Genomic DNA, 20,716 nt, shown 5'->3' with positions numbered 1-20,716 from the left:
GTAAATTTTAATAGTTTAATAATATTTAAGTTTTTAATATGAATTTGAAAGCCGTATTTTCAATCTTTTTAATTTCAGTATGCTTTACTGAATCTATTGCTCAGGAAATTCCATTGCTCAAAACATCATTAGTAGGGAATAGAATTGTTGAATTTGTACCTAAAGGGTTTGATAAAAATAAAACCCCGTCATTAATACTAGTATCAGAACCAAAATCTAAGGGTAAAGTGCCATATGACTGGTCTTTAGTTCCTGAATTTATATTCAAAAATAATAAAGCAAGTGCTGTTTTAAATCTAAAGGGAGATATAAGTTTATATGGAGGAGGAGAAGTTACAGGTCCGCTTTTACGTAACGGTCAGTCTATTAAATTATGGAATACAGATACTGGTGCATATAGCGTAGAAGGGGGAAAAAGATTGTATCAAACACATCCGTGGGTAATGGGAGTGCGTAAAGATGGTTCTGCTTTTGGAATTATCTTTGATAGTACATGGAAAGCAGAGCTAATTACAAACTCGAATCAAATAATCTATAATTCTGAAGGTGCTTTGTTTAAAGTTTTTATTATTGATAGAAAATCGCCCCAAGAAGTAATGAAAGGACTTTCGGAATTAACAGGCACAATCAAATTACCTCCTCGCTGGGCATTAGGATATCATCAATGTAGGTTCTCATATGATTCTGAAAAGCGTGTAATGGAAATCGCTGATACTTTTAGAGAAAAGAAAATTCCGTGCGACGTTATCTGGATGGATATTGATTATATGCAGGGATACAGAGTATTTACATTTGACAGCATCAGATTTCCAAATCCTAAAGTTTTAAACGACAACTTACATAAAAAAGGATTTAAGGCTGTCTATATGATAGATCCAGGAGTAAAAGTAGATAAGGATTATAGTGTTTATAAATCAGGTACAAAAAGTGATGTTTGGGTAAAGAAAAATAATGGAGATGAATATCATGGTAAGGTTTGGCCTGGCGACTGTGTTTTTCCTGATTTTACGGATCCTAAGACAAGAAATTGGTGGGGAGGACTCTATAAGGGTTTTTTAAACACTGGTATAGATGGTGTTTGGAATGACATGAATGAACCTGCTGTAAATGATAATGATTTTCCAGAAGATAAACGCCTTGGTACAATGCCATATGATACACCTCATAAAGGAGGAGAAAATTTGCCACAAGGTTCTCACTTACTATATCACAACGCCTACGGCCGATTAATGGTAGAGGCCTCCTATAACGGGATTTTGAAAACAAACCCAACTAAACGTCCTTTCCTTCTTACTCGATCAAATTTATTAGGAGGGCAGCGTTATGCAGCGACATGGACAGGAGATAACTTTGCAAGCTGGGATCATTTAAAATTATCAGTGCCAATGTCACTTACATTAGGATTATCTGGCCAGCCTTTTAATGGACCAGACATAGGAGGTTTTCTTGGAGATACAAGTGGAGAATTATGGGCTAATTGGCTTGGTTTTGGAGCTTTTATGCCTTTTGCGCGTGGACATGCATGTGCTGGAACAAATAATAAAGAACCATGGGCTTATGGTGAAGCAATAGAAAAAACATCGCGTATTGCTTTAGAACGTCGCTATCGCTTGTTACCGTATTTGTACACCTTATTTTATGAGTCTTCGAAAAATGGTATTCCAGTAATGGCGCCAGTATTTTTTGCTGATACTAAAGATCCTCTTTTAAGAGCTGAAGATCAGGTTTTTTTATTAGGAGAAAATCTTTTGGTAGTGCCTGCATTCGCTAAAGAACCTGCACTTCCATCTGGTATATGGGAGGAATTAAGTCTTGTTGAAGGTGAGAAAACGGATAAGTATCAGGCAAAATTGAGTATTAAGGGAGGAAGTATTATTCCTGCTGGTAAGATTATCCAGAAGGCAGGTGAGAATTCCTTTGATCCATTAAGTCTTTTTGTTTGTCTTGATGCAAAAGGTATTGCTACAGGAAAGTTATATATAGATTCAGGAGATGGATTTGGATTTGAGAAAGGGGATTACTCTCTTTTAACTTTTAATGCAGAAAAAAAGAATGATACTGTTATTGTTAGAATTTCCAATGTAGAGGGTAAAAGAAATATTAATGATGAAATTAAAAAAATAAATGCAAGTTTATTTCTTGGAGGTAAAACTTATGTAGGTTCTGGTACACTTAAAGATGGAATTATGATTGCTTTAAAATAATAATACTTTAAAAGTAATTTTTAAGATTACATAATATTTTGATAATCCAAATGAAGGAGGTATAGATTCAATTTAAAGGACAAATATAATACTGGTGGCTATTATTCTGTATTTTGGTAAGAATATCGCTAGCCATTAAGTAATTAGAATGGAACTTACGAGAAAGACTAAAGATGATAAAAAAATCTTTAGTCTTTTTGCAGTTATTAATATATCAATTTATACTGCTTTTTTGGTTTTTATATTAGTTGTTAAAGAGTATTTGTATATATAAGACCTCGTTGTTTAATAACTATATAATAGAAAATTAAGTCGAACTGGCTTTTTGATTTCTGGATTGTTGTCTGTTTTGGAATAGCAATACGTTATCTTTTATATATATCTGTTTTGTATTTCTTTATCATCTTAATATACTTGAGAGCTAATCTATTTTTTTGTAGGTCCTAAAGTTTCTATTTTTTGATTTCTTCCCAAGACTTTCTACAATTTGCCTTTTATAGATATTAAAGAAGTAATAAGTATATTAAATCATTATGAAAATAAATGATTGACTTCAATAAAGGAATAAATTTTATTAGTTAAAAAGCTAGATAAGAAAGTTTTCATAATAGTATTAAAAGCAAAATAATTACTTGAAAAAATTGCAACATGCAATAGGCTTGTAATTTAGAATATAGTAATACATCTATTTCTTAATAAAAGTAATTTTTATTCTAACTGAATCATATTTAGATATTTTTGAAAGCTATTAATAATTGAAGAATTAGTTTGATTTTGCTTTTTTATTGTCGATTTATTATAAAATTAATGTTAAAAAAGTTTTTATGCATTAATTTATGTAAAAATTTTTAAGATGTATAATTTTATTTTTTTTTACTAAAACGTTTTAGTATGTTTGTACTGTCGACTTAATATTATCTTAAATAATAACAACCCAAAATGAAAACAAACCAAAAATGAAAACAAAAATTAACTTAAAAATTTTGCCGCCAAAGAAAGGTACAATAAAGAGGTTAGGGCTAAACATTAATAATGTTGGGCTTGGTATTTTATTGTTACTATTTTTTAGCGTTAGTAATGGTATTGCACAAAACAATACTACCACTAGTCAAAAGGCTATTATTAAAGGAAAAGTAATTGATAAAACGGGGCTTTCTGTTCCCGGAGTTACTGTTTCTGAGAAGGGAACTATTAATGCTGTTCAAACAGATTTTGATGGAAAATTTTCAATACCAGTTTCCACTTCACAACCTGTAATTGTTTTTTCTTTTATTGGAATGAATACCATAGAGAAAAAAGTAACTGATGGTTCAAACGTTACTATTGTAATGACAGATTCTGCGACTAATCTAGAAGAAATTGTTGTTATTGGTTATGGTACACAGAAAAAAGCAAAGCTTATTAGTGCGGTAGACCAGATTAATAGTGCAGCTTTTAAAGATAGACCTAGTGTTACTACAACCTTAGCATTACAAGGAAAGGCTCCAAGTTTAACTATACAACAAACCAATTCTGAACCTGGTGCTGGTGTTAATATTAATATTAGGGGGGTAAGTACCTTGAATAATAGTAGTCCCTTGGTTGTTATTGATGGTATAGTTGGAGGAGATATTAACGCAATTAATCCAGCGGATATAGAAAGTGTTTCGGTATTAAAAGACGCTGGTAGTGCAGCTATCTATGGATCAAGAGCTAATAATGGTGTTATACTTATAACTACTAAAAAAGGAAATAAATCGTCTCCGATGAAATTACAGTTTAGTAGTCTGGTAGGTTTTAATATTCCAAAATATTTTACAAAGCCAGTACATGGTTATGAGAATGCGATGTTAAGAAACGAAGCTGCTTATAATTCGGGTGAATCCAGTGCTGTATTTTCTTCTGCGCAAATTGCTGCGATGAAAGAAAAAGGAGATACTAAATGGTTTGCAGACGAAATTGTAAAACCTGCTCTTCAAGAAAATTATAATTTATCAGTTTCTGGAGGAAACGAAAATTCTACTTATTTGGTGTCTTTAGGATATTTAGATCATAAGAGCAATTTTGTTGGGCCAGAGAAAGGTATGGAGCGATTCAATTACAGAATTAACCTTACGAATGAGTATGGTAAATTTAAACTGACTTCTATATTAGCGTATTCGAAACAAAAAATTACAGATCATTCGTCAAGTACAGGTACATTAATGGTAGATGCTTTTAGAGTACCATTATACTACGAACAGAAAGACGAAAACGGTAATTATCTTACTAATGATATTCTTCAGCAGTTTAACTCTTTAGGTATTTTAGAGCAGGGTGGGTTTAGAAAATATGATAACGATGATGTTTTTGGGGCATTAACAGGAGAACTAAAACTGACTAGCTATTTAAAAGCAAAAGCTATTTTTGGTGGTCATTTATGGTCTAGTAGTATGTTTACTAGAGTGAAAGAGGTTAACTTTTTGCCTCAAGGTGTTTATGGTGCTGATAGGAATACAAATGATGAAAGTAAAAAAATTCTTGAACTGAATTCACAATTCTTAATAGAATTTAATAAATCGTTCGGTAAGCACACTGTAGGAGCTCTTTTTGGTGTCACAGGTGAAAACTATTCAGAAAGAGGAGTAGGTATTTATAAAAAATATACAGATCCAGATCTTGGAACTCCAAACAGTGAAACGGTAATAGATCCAAAATCGTATAATTCTAATGAGAAGGCTACTAAAAATAGTCTTAATTCAGTAATTGGTAGGGCAAGTTATGATTATGATAATAAATACTTTGCTGAATTCAGCTTTAGATATGATGGTTCATCTAAATTTAGCGAAGATAATCGTTGGGGATTCTTTCCTTCTGCAACAGTAGGTTATGCTCTTACAAAAGAAGATTTTATGGAAGGCTATAGAGATTCTGTAGGGAATCTTAAATTTAAGACTTCTTATGGTATTGTAGGGAATCAGAACGTAACTAACTTCCAGTACAAGACTACTTATTTTGCATTTCCGAATGCTTATGGATATGATAATGCAGCAGTTAGCGGAACGAGATATAATTTTGCAAATCCAGATATTCGATGGGAGAATGCTGCTACCCTTAACGTAGGTCTTGAAGCAGATTTTTTTAAAGGTGCTTTAGGATTCTCTTTTGACTATTTTGATAAAGTAACCTCAGATATTCTAGTACCGCCGCAGGTACCTGGTGTTTATGGTACATCACTTCCAGATTTTAATGCTGCTAAAGTAGGAAATAGAGGGTGGGAAATTACTGCTACCTATAAACATGCAGGAAAATTATTTAATCACAATTTGACTGTTAATTTTGGAGATTCTAAAAATAAGGTTCTTGACTATCAGGGTGGTGAAAAACTAACAGGTGTAGAAGAGTTACAAGTATTGCTTCGCGAAGGATTACCTTTTAACTCTTATGTTGGTTTAAAAACAGATGGACATTTCCAAAGTTATGAAGAAATAAAAGGTGCAGCTGTTCCTGTTGGACTAACTGTTCAGCCAGGCGATAACCGTTACGTTGATCTTAATAAAGATGGGAAAATTGACGACAATGATAAATTTGTTTTTGGTAACCCTTTCCCAAGATATACTTTTGGAGTTACATATGATATTGCATATAAAGGTTTTGATCTTAACATATTTTTGCAAGGAGTAGGTAAGAGAACAATGATGATTCGTGGTGAGCTTGTTGAACCTTTTCACTACAATTATGGTATGACAATGTACGAACACCAATTGGATTACTGGACTCCTCAAAATCCAGATGCTATGTATCCACGTTTAGCTAATAATGGTACACAGTCTAATACTAATAATTTTAGAAGAGGATCTGACATGTATTTATATGATGGTGCTTATGCAAGGCTTAAAAATATACAGATAGGATACTCACTTCCTGAAGTTGCAATTAAAGATATTGGTCTGAAAAGTATCAGAATGTATGTAACAGGTCAAAACCTACTTACTTTATCTAAAGTTAAATTTGTAGATCCTGAATTATCGGAATTTGACAATAGTATGAGACCCTCAGGCGGAAATAGTGGTAGGGCATATCCTACGCAGGTTTATTATGGACTAGGATTAGATGTCACCTTTTAATAAAATTGAACATGAAAAATATATTTGTACAAAAATTGAAGCTGATACCGTTTTTACTCTTGCTTTTTGCAGTAAGTTGTGAAAACCTTGACTTGGCTCCGGAAAACCAGTTTACCGATTCTAATTACTGGACAAGCGTAGATAAGGTACAAACTCTCCTTAATACGGCTTATTCGCAGATGCAAAACAGCAGTTATTTCTTTTATAATGAAGGTTTGTCTGATAATGCATATAATGGCAGAGGAGATAATGCAGGCGCTGCCTCATTAGCTGCAGGTATATATGATCCTTCTTTACCTAGGTTAAAAGATGAATGGAAAAATAGATATGCTGGTATAAAAACATGTAATTTATTACTTGAAAATATTGACCGTATACCTGATGCTGATCCTAAAATCATAGCTAGAATGAAAGCTGAAGCACGTTTTCTAAGAGCCTTTCAGCATTTTCAGCTTACAACATGGTTTGGGGCTATACCTCTTATTTCGAAAGATCCTTCATTGGAAGAAGCTTTAAGTGTAAGCCGTACTTCGCATGCAGAAGTAGTGAAATTTATTTTAGACGAGCTTAATGCTATAGTAACGGATTTACCTAAAACTTACAATGCTTCAGAAAGAGGTAAAATTACATCTGGTGCAGCTATGGCATTAAAGGCAAGAGTACTTTTGTATGAAGATCGCTGGGCTGAAGTGGTTTCAACTACAGATGAAATTATAGCGGGTACTTATGGATCTTACAGTCTTTTTCCATCTTATGAAGGTGTTTTTCTTCCTCAAAATGAATATAATAGCGAAGATATTTTAAGCCTACAATATGTGCCTGAATTTAAAATATGGGGAGAATTCTTTGATATGGCTCCATTATCTGCAGGTGCTAGGCTAAATGCTTTGGCTCCAACACAGGAATTAGTTGATAGTTATTTAATGCTTAATGGAAAAAAAATTAACGAAGCTGGTTCAGGATATAATGAAAATGATCCTTATGTAAACAGAGATCCAAGACTTACTGGTACTGTTGTATACGACTTATATGATTGGAAAGACGCAGATGGAACTACTCGTACCATTTACATTAAACCTGGATCTTCACCTTCTGCAAAAACAGATGAGTATGTACCTGGATCTTCAGCAACTTCTACAGGTTACTATACCCGTAAATATTTTGATCCTCAGCATTCAACATCATTACAATCAGGTCTAAATTTAATTCTTTTCCGTTACGCTGATATACTTTTAATGAATGCTGAAGCTAAAAATGAATTAAATCAATTCGATGCAACTTCTTGGGAAACAACAATAAAAGCATTGAGAAAGCGTGCAGGATTTACAGATGGAGCTGCCTTAAGTTTTGACAGTTCATTGAATCAGGCCGGACTTCGTGAGGTAATCAGGAATGAGCGTCGTTCAGAATTAGGTATGGAAGGCTTAAGAATATTTGACATCAGAAGATGGAAAATAGCTGAAACTGTATTGAATGGATGGGCGCATGGTGCAAAATTCGGAGTAAGTTCTATAGATAATGGTTACCTAAGAGTAAATCTAAGAACTTTTGATCCTGGTAAACATTACTTATGGCCAGTACCTAGAGATGAGCGTTTGATTAATCCAAATCTTTCTCAAAATCCAAACTGGTAATATTATTATTAAACATAAAATAAAAAACTCATTAAGATGAAAAATATATATTCAAAATTATTACTGATTATTTTATCTGTATTGGCAGTTGGTTGCCAAGATGATGATACATTAAGCCACACAAACGTAAGTGCGGTAGCGACATTATATGCTCCTGAAAATAATAAATTTTTTGATCTAGGTGCTACTGGTGGCTCTGCTGTTTTTGAATGGGAAGGCGCTAAAGCTGAAGATAACGGAGTTGTACTTTACGATGTAATTTTTGATCGTGAGAATGGAGACTTCTCAAAACCATTATATGTAATGCCATCTGATGGAAAAGGTTTTCAGCCAACTTTAAATTTATCTTATACCCAACTTAATAAGATTGCTGAAATGGCTGGGATCGAAAGAGAAGCTATTGGTAAGCTAAAATGGACAGTATATTCTTCTAAAGGTCTTAATATTCAAAAGTCAGCTGTTTCGGGAATTATTGAAGTGAAAAGACCAGCAGGTTTCCCAATGCCAGATCAGTTGTTTATTACAGGTTCGGGTTCTGAAGGAGGAGACGCTATAGCTGATGCCGTACCTTGCAAAAAAACAGGCGCTTCTACTTATGAGATTTACACAAAGCTTAAGGCTGGTCAGTACAAATTTATTACAAGAAAAAGTGGTACTCCAGAGACTTATTTTATTGAAGACGGTAAGTTAAAAGAAGACGGAGTTACTACTTATTCTGGTGCTGATAAGATATATAGAATAAAAATTGATTTTAGTGTTGGCTCTACTACTATCACTGAAATCAAAAAAGTTGAAATATGGTTTGCACCCACTGCTGAATATCTTTTTGAGTATACATATGCAGGAAAAGGTATTTGGAAAGCTGATAATAAACCAATTGTATTCAAACAGGAATCTTGGGGTAGAGATGAACGCTACAAATTCAAATTTACTGTTGATGGTGGTGAAGAGTGGTTTGGAAGTGTGAATAAAGATAACAATAGACCAAATGCTGATAGTCCTGCTTCATATTGGTATATGGTTCTTGCAGACAGCGACCGTTGGAATTTCAGCTTTAAATTTGATGGAGCAGTTGACAACAAGAATGTAAATGCTGTAATTGATTTCAGTGCATCTGCTACGCCTTACACTCATAGTTTTACTGTTCTATAGATAAAAAAACAACTTCTCTTTAGTGGATAATAACTAAAGAGAAGTTTTAAAAACACATAAAAATGAAAAAAAATCTTTTAATACGTCATAGTCTAATTTTAGCTGTGATACTTGGATTGGGGTTAACGGTTACTTCATGCGAAGATGATCCAGTTCCTTTAAGAGACCCATCTACAAGTGGAGGTACTGAATTTGATTACACTTGGGCTGCAACAGCAGATTCATTACAAACAGCTACCTATAATTCTTATTTAGGTTCTAATGGAACATTTGTGCAGGATAATGGAGGTAATAGTAATTTTAATTACTGGCCAAATGCCCATATGCTTGATGTGCTTGTAGACGGTTATTTAAGAACGAATAATGAGAATTATTTGCCAAAAATGAAAGCATTACTTCAAGGTATTAAAGTTAAAAATGGAAATACCTATAATAATGTTTTTAATGATGATATGATATGGTTAGCTAATTCAAGCCTTAGAGCGTTTGTAGCTACTAATGATCAGGAATATAAAGATGTTGCTGATTACCTTTGGGGAAGAATAAAATTAAGTTGGAGTGATGACGTTTTTGGAGGAGGGATTACTTGGAAACAGGACACACCTAAACAAAAAAATGCGGTATCAAATGCTCCAGCAGCTATTGTAGCCTTGAGATTATATGAAATCAGTCATAATGCTGATGATTTAGTATGGGCAAAAAAAATCTACGCATGGCAAAAAGGGAATCTTGTTGATCCTGTTACAGGATTAGTTTGGGATAATATTTCTGAAACCAATGGAGTGGTGACTACAAACAAAGACTGGATCTTTACCTATAACGTTGGAACATGGATTGGAGCAGGGTTAAGGCTTTATAAAGCTACTGGTGATCAATCGTATTTAAATGATGCTTTAAAATCAGCTAAGTCTTCAATGACAAGTCCTAAATTGACATCAGAAGGTTTATTGAAAGATGAAGGTCAAGGTGACGGTGGATTGTTTAAAGGTATCTATGTACGTTATTTTACAGAACTTATAGAACTGTCTACTGTAAATTCTCCAGATCACGAAAGCTTCGTGAAATTTCTTGAGTTTAATGCACAAACGTTATATAATGATGGTATTGTAAGACCTGCCATGTTTTGTGGATCTAACTGGAGTAAAGCTCCTACAGGATCTACTGATCTTACTACACAGTTAAGCGGTGTAATGCTTATTGAAGCTGCTGCTAAACTTGATAAAGCAAATTTGTTAGATTAATTAGTGGTTAGTTAATCTGGTTCCTGCAGGCAGAAATGTCTGCAGGTTTTTATACTGTAAAATTGAATGTTGTCATAATTTTGATAAAATTAGAATGAGAAATAAAGCATTAACTTTTAGTCTGTTTATAACATTTTTTGCGATGCATTATTCTAATGCACAAGATTGGGCTAATTTAAAACGATATGAAAAGGAGAATGCTGCATTAGTAATTCCAAAAGCTTCTGAAAAAAGAGTTGTTTTTATTGGCAATTCTATAACAGAAGGTTGGTTGAGAGTACATCCTTCATTTTTTGATGGAAAACCTTATGTAGACAGAGGTATCAGTGGACAGACCACACCACAAATGTTATTGCGTTTTAGACAAGATGTTATAAATGTTAAAGCAGCTGTGGTAGTTATACTAGCAGGTATAAATGACATCGCTCAAAATACTGGACCAATGACAGTTGAAGAAACAGCCGGAAATATTTTTTCTATGGCTGAGCTGGCAAGAGCCAACGGCATAAGTGTTATTATTTGTTCAGTACTTCCAGCATCAGATTTTCCATGGAGACCAGGAATGGATCCGGGACCTAAGGTTGTTACTCTTAATGCAATACTAAATAAATATGCTAAAGAACATAACATTCCATTTGTAGATTATTATTCATCAATGGTAAATGAATCACTTGGTTTAAAAAAAGAATTGGGTGACGACGGAGTTCATCCTAACGAAAAAGGTTATATGATTATGGAACCTATCGTTGAGAAAGCAATATCTAAAATTCTCAAAAAATAAAATATGGTAATGAAGAATAAATTCATGGTTATGTTTCTCCTGTTTGCAGGGCTTACAAGTTTTGCACAATGGAAACCACAAGGTGATAAAATAAAAACAAAGTGGGCTGAGCAGGTAGATCCTAATCATACCCTTCCCGAATATCCGAGACCAATAATGGAACGTGATAATTGGAAAAACCTTAATGGTTTATGGAATTATTCCATACAACCAACAGGACAGTCAGCACCAACAAATTACGATGGTAAGATATTAGTGCCATTTGCTGTAGAATCAAGCCTTTCGGGGGTAATGAAAACAGTTGGCTCAGAAAAAGAGTTATGGTACGAAACCACTTTTACCTTAGATAATGATTGGAAGAGTAAAGATATTTTATTGCACTTTGGAGCAGTAGACTGGAAAACAGAAGTATGGCTCAATGATATAAAAATTGGAATTCACACTGGAGGATATACGCCTTTCAGTTTTAATATAACTCCGTTCTTAAACGGAAAATCTCAAAAACTTGTTGTAAAAGTTTGGGATCCATCGAGCGATGGAACTCAGCCACGTGGAAAGCAGATTAAAAACCCAGAGTCAATTTGGTATACACCAGTAACAGGTATTTGGCAAACGGTATGGTTGGAACCAGTAAGTAAAAAACACATCAACAATATCAGAAATACTCCAGATATTGATCATAATACAATCAATATCTTAAGTGATATAGAGGGTAATTCGGCAGGAGATATTGTTGAGGTTTCTGTATTTGATGGATCCAAAAATGTTGCGTCTTGTAAAGCCGTTGCAGGTCAGGCTCTCGATATCGTGATTCCTAATCCTAAGTTATGGTCACCAGATTCACCTTTCTTGTATGATACAAAGATTAAAGTTATCAGTAATGGTAAAGTAGTTGATGAAGTAAAAAGTTATTTTGCTATGCGAAAGATATCTTCAAAAAGAGATGCAGATGGTATCGTAAGAATGCAGTTGAATAATAAAGATCTTTTCCAATTTGGTCCACTTGATCAAGGATGGTGGCCTGACGGTTTATATACAGCACCAACAGATGAGGCGTTGAAATACGACCTTGTAAAAACTAAAGAATTAGGTTTTAACATGATTCGTAAACACGTTAAGATTGAGCCTGCTCGCTGGTATACTTATTGTGATAAAATGGGTTTTTTGGTTTGGCAGGATATGCCAAGTGGCGATGAAGGTCCAATATGGCAGATGCACAAATACTTTGATGGCAATGAGCTAAAAAGAACTGCACAATCTGAAGCTACTTATAAAAAAGAATGGAAAGAAATAATGGATGAATTATATTCTTATCCAAGTATTGTAGTTTGGGTACCATTTAATGAAGCATGGGGACAGTTTAAAACAGTTGAGATTACAGAGTGGACTAAAAATTATGATCCAAGTAGATTGGTTAACTCTTCAAGTGGAGGTAATCATTTCCAGACAGGAGATATTCTTGATATTCATCACTATCCAGGACCCAATTTAAAATTATATGATGCTAGAAGAGTAACTGTTCTTGGAGAATATGGAGGTATTGGATTTCCAGTGGAAGGTCATTTATGGCAGACAGATAAAAATTGGGGGTATACTCAATTTAAAAATAGTAATGAAACTACTGCAAAATATAAAGAATATGCTGATGAACTTATAAAGCTTGCTAAAGTTGGATTCTCTGCAGCTGTCTATACACAGACAACTGATGTTGAAGGTGAGGTAAATGGTTTTATGACGTATGATCGAAAAGTGGATAAGATGAATTTTTCTGAAGTTAATAAAATCAACAAAGAGGTAATAAACTCTATTAATAAGTAAATTATGAAAATTAATACATTAAAATTTGGATTTAGAGTAGTAGTTCTATTAGCTTTTATTTCGAGTAATGGTCAGACTGTTCCCGTTAGCGATAGTAAAACTCCTGTTGAATGGGTTAACCCACTGATGGGTACTGATTCTAATTATGATGTCTCTAACGGAAATACATACCCTGCAATTGCAATGCCGTGGGGAATGAATTTCTGGACACCACAAACAGGTAGCATGGGTGATGGATGGGCATATACTTACGGAGCTACTCAAATAAAAGGTTTTAAACAAACACATCAACCTTCACCATGGATGAATGATTACGGACAGTTTTCTATCATGCCAGTAACAGGTAATCTTAAATTTAAAGAAAAAGACAGACAAAGCTGGTTTTCGCACAAAACAGAAATTGTAACGCCTTATTATTATAGTGTTTACCTTGCAGAACACGATGTGACTACTGAAATCACTCCAACTGAAAGAGCGGCGAGATTTAGGTTTACATTTCCTAAAGCTGATTCTTATATAGTTGTAGATGCTTTCGATAAAGGCTCATACATAAAAATTATCCCGCAGGAAAAAAAGATTATAGGATATACTACTAAAAACAGTGGAGGTGTGCCTAAGAACTTTAAAAATTATTTTGTAATTATTTTTGATAAGGAGTTCACTATTGCTAATACTTTTAATGGTGATGTACTTGGTACTGCTCTTGAGATGAGAGCTGATCATTCAGGTGCAGTAATTGGTTTTAAAACTAAGGACAACGAAAAGGTAAACGTAAAGGTTGCTTCTTCATTTATTAGTTTTGAACAGGCTGAAATTAACCTTAAAGAAATTGGTAATAATGATTTTGACCAATTAAAAGCAAAAGGCAAGACGGTTTGGAATGACAATTTAAGCAAAATAAAAACTGAAGGTGGTACGGCTGCACAAACAACTACATTCTATTCCTGTTTATACCGTTCACTACTTTTTCCTAGAAAATTTTACGAATATGATGCTTCTGGAAAAGCAGTTCATTACAGTCCTTACAATGGTGAAATAGTGCCTGGATATATGTATACAGATACTGGTTTTTGGGATACATTCCGTTCACTTTTTCCATTTCTTAACTTAGTGTATCCTAAAACAAATGCAGAAATACAGGAAGGACTTAGCAATGCTTATAAAGAAAGCGGATGGTTACCAGAATGGGCAAGTCCAGGTTTAAGAGACATTATGGTTGGTAATAATTCGGCTTCAATAGTTGCAGATGCTTATTTAAAAATAGGAACTCAAAGTAATTATGATATCAAAAATCTATATGAGGCTGTTTTGCATGGTGCTAACAATGCAGGGCCAATGAAAGCTGTAGGTCGTGCAGGTGTTGATCAATACATTAAATTAGGATATGTGCCTTATGATGTTGTTAATGAAAGTGCTGCCCGTACACTAGAATATGCTTACGATGATTTTACAATTTATCAATTGGCGAAAGCTTTAAAACGTCCTAAAAGCGAAATTGATTTGTATAAAAAACGCAGCTTGAACTATAAAAACCTGTTTGATCCAACGCATAATTTAATGCGAGGTAAAATGACTAATGGTAAATTTATGGAACCTTTTGACCCAATCCGTTGGGGGGAAGGTTTTACCGAAGGGAATAGTTGGCACTACAGTTGGTCAGTCTTTCATGATGTACAAGGTCTTATTGATTTGATGGGAGGTGCAGCAATTTTTACCAAACAACTTGACAGTGTATTTGCAATGCCTCCAGTTTTCAACAATAGTTTTAATGGTGGTTTCATTCATGAAATGAGAGAAATGCAGGTTGCAAATATGGGACAATATGCTCACGGAAACCAGCCAATTCAGCATATGATCTATTTGTATAATCACGGATCACAGCCATGGAAAGCACAATATTGGGTTAGAGAAACTATGAATAAATTATACAACCCAAATCCGGATGGTTATTGTGGTGATGAGGATAATGGACAGACATCTGCTTGGTATGTGTTTTCTGCGATGGGCTTTTATCCAGTAACTCCAGCATCAGACCAGTATGTAATAGGTGCGCCATTATTTAAAAAGGTGACTCTAAATCTTGAAAACGGAAAGCAGGTTATTATCAATTCACCTAAAAATAGTGACAGTAACAGATACATAAAAGCGATGCAGTTTAATGGCAAAGACTATAGGAAGAACTACCTGAGTTTTACAGAACTTATGAAAGGTGCTGTTATAGATGTTGACATGAGCGATACACCTAATAAAGAGAGAGGAACAAAAAAAGAAGACCTTCCTTACTCATTGACAAACGAATAATTAAAAAATTTAGCCACTTAAATTTAAAATATACAAGTTATGCAAAGAAGAAAATTTATCCAAAACACTGCATTGTTTAGTAGTTTAGCTTTTATTGATCCTATGGAAATAATCGCAGGAACCAAAATGACAGCAGATTTTCCTGTAGTTAGGGTTGCTAAGGGCAAAAGAAATTTTGAAAGTGACCTTATTGAAAAAGCAATTGCTGAATTTCAGAAGAATGTAAAGGATAAAGAATTGGGATGGTTATTTAATAACTGTTTTCCGAATACACTAGATACTACAGTAACCCACGGCCAAAAGAATGGAAGACCAGATACTTATGTAATTACTGGTGATATTGATGCTATGTGGTTAAGAGATAGTTCTGCTCAGGTTTGGCCATATATGGCTTTTGTTGGTAAGGATGCAAAACTAAAAAAACTTATTGCAGGTGTTATCAACAGACAAACAGATTATGTACTAAAAGATCCGTATGCCAATGCTTTTTACAATGATCCTAATAAAAAAGGAGAATGGACAAGTGATCATACCGACATGAAACCTGGTGTTCACGAAAGAAAATATGAAATAGATTCTCTTTGTTATCCAATAAGGCTAGCTTATAACTATTGGAAAAACACAGGAGATACAGCCCCATTTGATGACAATTGGGTAAAAGCAATTCAAGCAACGCTAAAAACATTCAGAGATCAGCAACAAAAAGAAGGACATAATCCATATACTTTCCAGAGAAATACTCAGTTCGCAACCGATACACGTCCACTTAGAGGTGCCGGTTATCCTGTTAAACCTGTAGGATTGGTTTGTTCAGCATTTAGACCAAGTGATGATGCTACAGTTTTCTCATTCCTTATTCCGTCTAACTTCTTTTTAGTAGTAAGTATGAAGCAGGCTGCTGAAATGTTGGAAACAATTAAAAAGGATTCTGTTACAGCAAATGAACTTAGAGCTTTAGCAGCAGAAGTTGAAAGAGCAATTAAAGAGCACGCAATAGTTAAACATCCTAAATACGGTGATATTTATGCTTTTGAAGTTGATGGTTTTGGTGGTCATCTTTTAATGGACGATTCTAATGTACCAAGTTTACTAGCATTACCTTACTTAGATGCAATTGATGTTAAGGATTCTGTGTATCAAAACACTAGAAAATTTATTCTTTCTGAGGATAACCCATTCTTTTTTAAAGGTAAAGTTGCCGAAGGAATTGGTGGACCGCATTGTGGAATGGATATGATATGGCCAATGTCTCTTGTTATGAGAGCATACACAACATCTGATTCTAACGAAATTAAAGAATGTATCAAAATGCTAAAAGCTTCTCACGGAGGCAAAGGTTTTATGCATGAGTCTTTCCATAAAGATGATGCTAAAAACTATACAAGAGATTGGTTTGCTTGGACAAATACCCTTTTTGGTGAGTTATTATGGGATACCTACCAAAAAAATCCAAAGCTCCTTGAACTATAATAAACAGGCAACTAATTTATTTATACCATGATAAAATTTAGAAAGAATATTGCACTGGCAGCTCTTTCTGTGTCACTTTTTGGCTTTAACGCTAATGCACAGGAAAGTGGCGGAGGACTTGCAAAAGGAAAATATACAGCTTTAGTCAATCCTTTTATTGGTACAGCACCATTATTAGATACAAAAATAATTGGATACACACCACCAGCAGATATGCGAGTTTGGGCAGGTTTGGTTTTCCCAGGTTCGTCGGTGCCTAATGCAATGGTGCAGTTAAGTCCAATGACAAAATACAGATCCGGAGCAGGATATGAGTATGAAGATACCAGCATTTTAGGTTTTACTCATACTAATAAAGGACATTGGAATCTTTGTAATATTCCTTTATTGCCAGTTCCAGAAGGGGCTTCATTTCCATACAAATCATCATTTAGTCACGATCAGGAAAAAGGCAGTCCAGCTTACTATGAAGTATATTTAAAAGAATATGCTGTTCAGGTTAAGCTGACTTCAACATTGCGTTGTGGAGTTCACGAATACACCTTTAAAAACAACAAAGGAAGAAAAGTACTATTTGATTTAGGTCATGCTAACAATCGAGTAGATGATTGGCAAATTAAACAGGAAGGTTCTAATGTTGTTAGTGGTTTTCAAAGAACAGGTGGCGAAAAAATATATTTTTATGCAACACTTAGCAGCCCAATAGATAAGTTAGAGGTGAAGGAAATGACGAAGAGCAATGGTTATGCATTGGTAAATATTAAAGATGGAGATACTAAAGCTGTTACCGTTAAGATAGCTTTATCATTTGTGAGTATTGATAATGCTAAAGAAAATTTAGAAGCTGAAGTAGCGGATAAAAGCTTTGCTAAAGTCTTTGAAGAAGGAAGTATGACTTGGGAAAATTTGCTCTCTAAAATTAAGGTTAAAGGAGGCAATAAACAGCAAGATGTTATGTTTTACAGCATGTTGTACAGATCATTCTTGTGGCCTGCGCTTAGAAGTGATGTAAACGGACAGTTCACAGATGAAGCTGGTAAAGTGAGGAAAGAAAATTACCGTTACTATACGCTACCATCATTATGGGATGACTATAGAAATAAACTTGTTTTATTAAGCATATTTTCTCCTGAAGTTACAAGCGATATCATCAGTTCTATCATCAACGAAGGAGAAATCAAAGGTTTTATTCCAACATTTTTCCATGGTGATCATGCCGCTTCATTTATAGCGGGTTCTTATATGAGAGGAATAAGAAATTTTGATGTTAAGAAAGCTTATGAACTATTATTAAATAATGCATATAAAGAAGGAGGTACAAGACCTCATATCTCCGAATATATAACTAAAGGTTATGTGCCAGAACAAGATATTAAAGATCCAAAGGTTGAAACTAAGGCAAATGCTGGAGTTACCAAAACCCTTGAATATGCCTATGATGATCACGCATTGGCATTATTAGCGAAAGAAATGGGTGATACTGAGCATTATAATGATTTGTCAAAAAGAGCAAAAAATTATGCTAATGTATTTGATAAGTCTTCAACCTTTATGAGGGGAAGGCTTGAAGATGGGAAATGGGTAACACCTTTTAACCCAGAGTTTCCATACTACGAATATATGTACCGTGAAGCAAATGCATGGCAACTATCGTTTTTTGTACCTCATGATATGCCTGGGCTTGTGGAATTATATGGAGGTGCAAAACCATTTGAAGCAAAACTGGATGAGCTGTTTACTAAACCATGGAATCCTGATTATATAGCTTGGAACATTTCAGGATTTATTGGACAATATTGTCATGGTAACCAGCCGGACCATGAAGCTCCGTTCTCTTATTATTTTGTAAATAAACCTGAAAAATCTCAAAAAAGGATTGACGAGATTCTTGATACTATGTATGGTATTGGCCCAGAAAAATTGGCTATGTCAGGTATGGATGATGCTGGCGAAATGTCTTCTTGGTACGTGTTTGGTGCTCTGGGACTTTACCCGTTATCACCTGCAGACCCTGAATATATAGTAACAGTTCCTATTTTTAGTGAAGTAAATTGGACGATGCCATCTGGTAAAAAGTTGACAATAACTAACCCGAATGGTGAAAGAAATTTGAAAGAAATTTTAGTAAATGGTAATAAAAGTAATGGCTACTTTATTCCACATGACCTTTTCAAGAATGGTGGAAAGATAGAAGTTCAAACTAAAAAGTAATATAATTAAGGTTGTTTTTAATAGGGTAGTGAAATCCAAGGTCAAAACAAATCATTAAAATCCACCTAAAGTCTTTTTGCTAACTATAGATGATGCTGCAATGTCTTCATGTTTTGTTTGGAGGCTTTAGGAATTTTTCCAGCAGGTGCAGGAAAATATAAAAATTTGAAAAATTAATAAATAAAAATAAAAGCAATAAGAATGGCATTAATAATAGGTGTTGATGTAGGAGGTAGTCACGTTAGTAGCGCTGCAGTAGATAATGAAAGTTTTAAAATAATTCCTAATACTTATTTTAGCGGATTTGTAGATAATAAAGCTTCTAAAGAAATTATTTTTTCGAAATGGGCAGAGATTATTAATAAAACAATTGAAGAATGTGAGTATAATGATACCATAGAAATTGCTTTTTCTATGCCAGGCCCATTTCAGTATGAAACTGGTAGAGCAATGTTTGAAGGGAACGATAAGTTTGAAGCATTATATAATGTTTTAATTCCAGATGAATTTTCAAAATATATCACATCAGAAAATATAAGTTTTCGTTTTTTAAATGATGCTTCTTCATTTGGTATAGGAAGCATACTGATGAATGGATTGGATAAAAATGAGGGAAAAGTTGTCGCGATAACTTTAGGAACTGGTTTTGGCGCCTCTTTTTTAGAAAACATAATACCATTAACAAAAGGAAAAAATGTTCCCATAAATGGCTGCCTATGGGATAAAATTTTCCTAGATGGAATAGCAGATGAATATTTTTCAACAAGATGGTTTATAAAAAAATATGAAGAGTATAGTGGGACCGAGATAACAGATGGGGTTAAAGAAATATCAAATAAAAATGATGAATTTTCAAAAAGAGTTTTTAAAGAATTTGCAATCAATTTAAGCTGTTTTATGCATCCTTTTTTGAATGATTTTGGAGCAAATACATTAGTTTTAGGTGGAAATATTGCGAAATGTTTTACTCTGTTTTTGCCTGAGATACAAAAGATTTTGAGAAGTAATGAAATTGAAATTGAAATAATAATTTTAGAGAATACAGAAGAATCTAGTATAATTGGAGCAAGTTATATGTTTAACGATTCATTTTGGGTAAAAATAAAAGAAACTTTGCCTAGTTTTTAAATAAAGAAAAGTTGTAAACTAAATGGAGAATAAAAATTACTTAGAAAAAGAAACTATTTTTAAAGAAATAGCAGAATGGTTGCAAACTCAGAATTATAGTGTGACTCAACAAGACATTAGCAGGCCTTGGGGAGGATTTTTTGTTATAGACGAATCACAAGCGAGTAGATTTGCAGAACAGTTTTTTCCTCATCTTAAAATGTCAGATATACAAATTACAAATAAACTAAGTCCTAAAATTTTGATTGTTGCCCCTGAAAAAAGATTATCATGGCAATATCATTTTAGAAGAGCAGAAATCTGGAAAGTGCTTCAAGGTCCAGTGGGAGTAAAAATCAGTGATACTGATGTGGAAGGTGAAATAAGAGAACTGCCAAAAGATAGTTTTATACAAATGAATAAAGGAGAACGTCATCGTTTGATAGGATTGGATTCTTGGGGAATTGTTGCCGAGATATGGCAACATACGGATCCTAATAATCCATCAGATGAAGAGGATATAGTTCGACTTCAAGATGATTTTGGAAGATAAATAATTTTTTAAAATATTTTATGACATAATAGTACCAAACTATTTTGATACAGATTAGTTTTTGGTATGAATCAACAAATAACTTTGTCTATATTTGGTACTTTTGTTGTCGTAATTATAAAAGAAATTATTACAACATTTTAAATTATATCTAAACTA

The 20,716-nt window shown here is 33.9% G+C and carries 12 protein-coding genes; all 12 read left to right on the top strand.

The window, feature by feature from the left end:
• The first annotated feature begins 38 nt into the window (after window positions 1–38).
• Complete coding sequence (locus CLU82_RS01085; RefSeq protein WP_100841345.1) at window positions 39–2,204, top strand: TIM-barrel domain-containing protein; 2,166 nt, start codon at window positions 39–41, stop codon at window positions 2,202–2,204.
• Window positions 2,205–3,160: 956 nt separating this feature from the next.
• The gene (locus tag CLU82_RS01080) at window positions 3,161–6,289 is read left to right on the top strand and encodes a TonB-dependent receptor (RefSeq protein WP_100841344.1); all 3,129 of its coding nucleotides are present in this window, start codon (window positions 3,161–3,163) and stop codon (window positions 6,287–6,289) included.
• Window positions 6,290–6,300: 11 nt separating this feature from the next.
• On the top strand, window positions 6,301–7,923 hold the full coding sequence (locus tag CLU82_RS01075; RefSeq protein WP_100841343.1) for a RagB/SusD family nutrient uptake outer membrane protein: 1,623 nt from the start codon (window positions 6,301–6,303) through the stop codon (window positions 7,921–7,923).
• Between the two features lie 36 nt (window positions 7,924–7,959).
• Entirely contained in the window at window positions 7,960–9,075 is a 1,116-nt protein-coding gene (locus tag CLU82_RS01070; protein ID WP_100841342.1) for a SusE domain-containing protein, read from the top strand.
• 62 nt (window positions 9,076–9,137) lie between these two features.
• Window positions 9,138–10,316 carry a glycoside hydrolase family 76 protein gene (locus CLU82_RS01065; RefSeq protein WP_100841341.1) on the top strand — a complete coding sequence of 393 codons (1,179 nt, stop codon included), beginning with the start codon at window positions 9,138–9,140 and terminating at the stop codon, window positions 10,314–10,316.
• Window positions 10,317–10,410: 94 nt separating this feature from the next.
• A complete protein-coding gene (locus tag CLU82_RS01060) occupies window positions 10,411–11,097 on the top strand; it encodes an SGNH/GDSL hydrolase family protein (protein WP_100841340.1) in 687 nt (228 codons plus the stop codon).
• Between the two features lie 9 nt (window positions 11,098–11,106).
• On the top strand, window positions 11,107–12,915 hold the full coding sequence (locus tag CLU82_RS01055; protein ID WP_100844890.1) for a glycoside hydrolase family 2 protein: 1,809 nt from the start codon (window positions 11,107–11,109) through the stop codon (window positions 12,913–12,915).
• Window positions 12,916–12,918: 3 nt separating this feature from the next.
• Window positions 12,919–15,216 (top strand): GH92 family glycosyl hydrolase, encoded by a 2,298-nt coding sequence (locus CLU82_RS01050; protein WP_100841339.1) that lies wholly within the window; start codon window positions 12,919–12,921, stop codon window positions 15,214–15,216.
• A 39-nt stretch (window positions 15,217–15,255) separates the two neighbouring features.
• Window positions 15,256–16,686, top strand: coding sequence for a glycoside hydrolase family 125 protein (locus CLU82_RS01045; RefSeq protein ID WP_100841338.1), 1,431 nt, complete (start codon window positions 15,256–15,258; stop codon window positions 16,684–16,686).
• A 27-nt stretch (window positions 16,687–16,713) separates the two neighbouring features.
• Entirely contained in the window at window positions 16,714–18,897 is a 2,184-nt protein-coding gene (locus CLU82_RS01040; protein ID WP_100841337.1) for a GH92 family glycosyl hydrolase, read from the top strand.
• Between the two features lie 201 nt (window positions 18,898–19,098).
• The gene (locus CLU82_RS01035; protein WP_100841336.1) at window positions 19,099–20,025 is read left to right on the top strand and encodes an ROK family protein; all 927 of its coding nucleotides are present in this window, start codon (window positions 19,099–19,101) and stop codon (window positions 20,023–20,025) included.
• Between the two features lie 22 nt (window positions 20,026–20,047).
• Entirely contained in the window at window positions 20,048–20,557 is a 510-nt protein-coding gene (locus CLU82_RS01030) for a phosphoheptose isomerase (protein WP_100841335.1), read from the top strand.
• Window positions 20,558–20,716 lie beyond the last annotated feature (159 nt).

It is taken from the genome of Flavobacterium sp. 5 (assembly GCF_002813295.1).
Classification (GTDB): Bacteria; Bacteroidota; Bacteroidia; order Flavobacteriales; family Flavobacteriaceae; genus Flavobacterium.
The sequence above is the reverse complement of the archived record's forward strand: the minus strand, read 5'-3'. Positions and strand labels throughout refer to the sequence as shown.

Coding starts and splice junctions, on each gene's coding strand:
- CLU82_RS01075 (WP_100841343.1), top strand. CDS start 6,301: ATGAAAAATATATTTGTACAAAAATTGAAGCTGATACCGTTTTTACTC.
- CLU82_RS01045 (WP_100841338.1), top strand. CDS start 15,256: ATGCAAAGAAGAAAATTTATCCAAAACACTGCATTGTTTAGTAGTTTA.
- CLU82_RS01085 (WP_100841345.1), top strand. CDS start 39: ATGAATTTGAAAGCCGTATTTTCAATCTTTTTAATTTCAGTATGCTTT.
- CLU82_RS01030 (WP_100841335.1), top strand. CDS start 20,048: ATGGAGAATAAAAATTACTTAGAAAAAGAAACTATTTTTAAAGAAATA.
- CLU82_RS01065 (WP_100841341.1), top strand. CDS start 9,138: ATGAAAAAAAATCTTTTAATACGTCATAGTCTAATTTTAGCTGTGATA.
- CLU82_RS01080 (WP_100841344.1), top strand. CDS start 3,161: ATGAAAACAAAAATTAACTTAAAAATTTTGCCGCCAAAGAAAGGTACA.
- CLU82_RS01070 (WP_100841342.1), top strand. CDS start 7,960: ATGAAAAATATATATTCAAAATTATTACTGATTATTTTATCTGTATTG.
- CLU82_RS01060 (WP_100841340.1), top strand. CDS start 10,411: ATGAGAAATAAAGCATTAACTTTTAGTCTGTTTATAACATTTTTTGCG.
- CLU82_RS01035 (WP_100841336.1), top strand. CDS start 19,099: ATGGCATTAATAATAGGTGTTGATGTAGGAGGTAGTCACGTTAGTAGC.
- CLU82_RS01050 (WP_100841339.1), top strand. CDS start 12,919: ATGAAAATTAATACATTAAAATTTGGATTTAGAGTAGTAGTTCTATTA.
- CLU82_RS01040 (WP_100841337.1), top strand. CDS start 16,714: ATGATAAAATTTAGAAAGAATATTGCACTGGCAGCTCTTTCTGTGTCA.
- CLU82_RS01055 (WP_100844890.1), top strand. CDS start 11,107: ATGAAGAATAAATTCATGGTTATGTTTCTCCTGTTTGCAGGGCTTACA.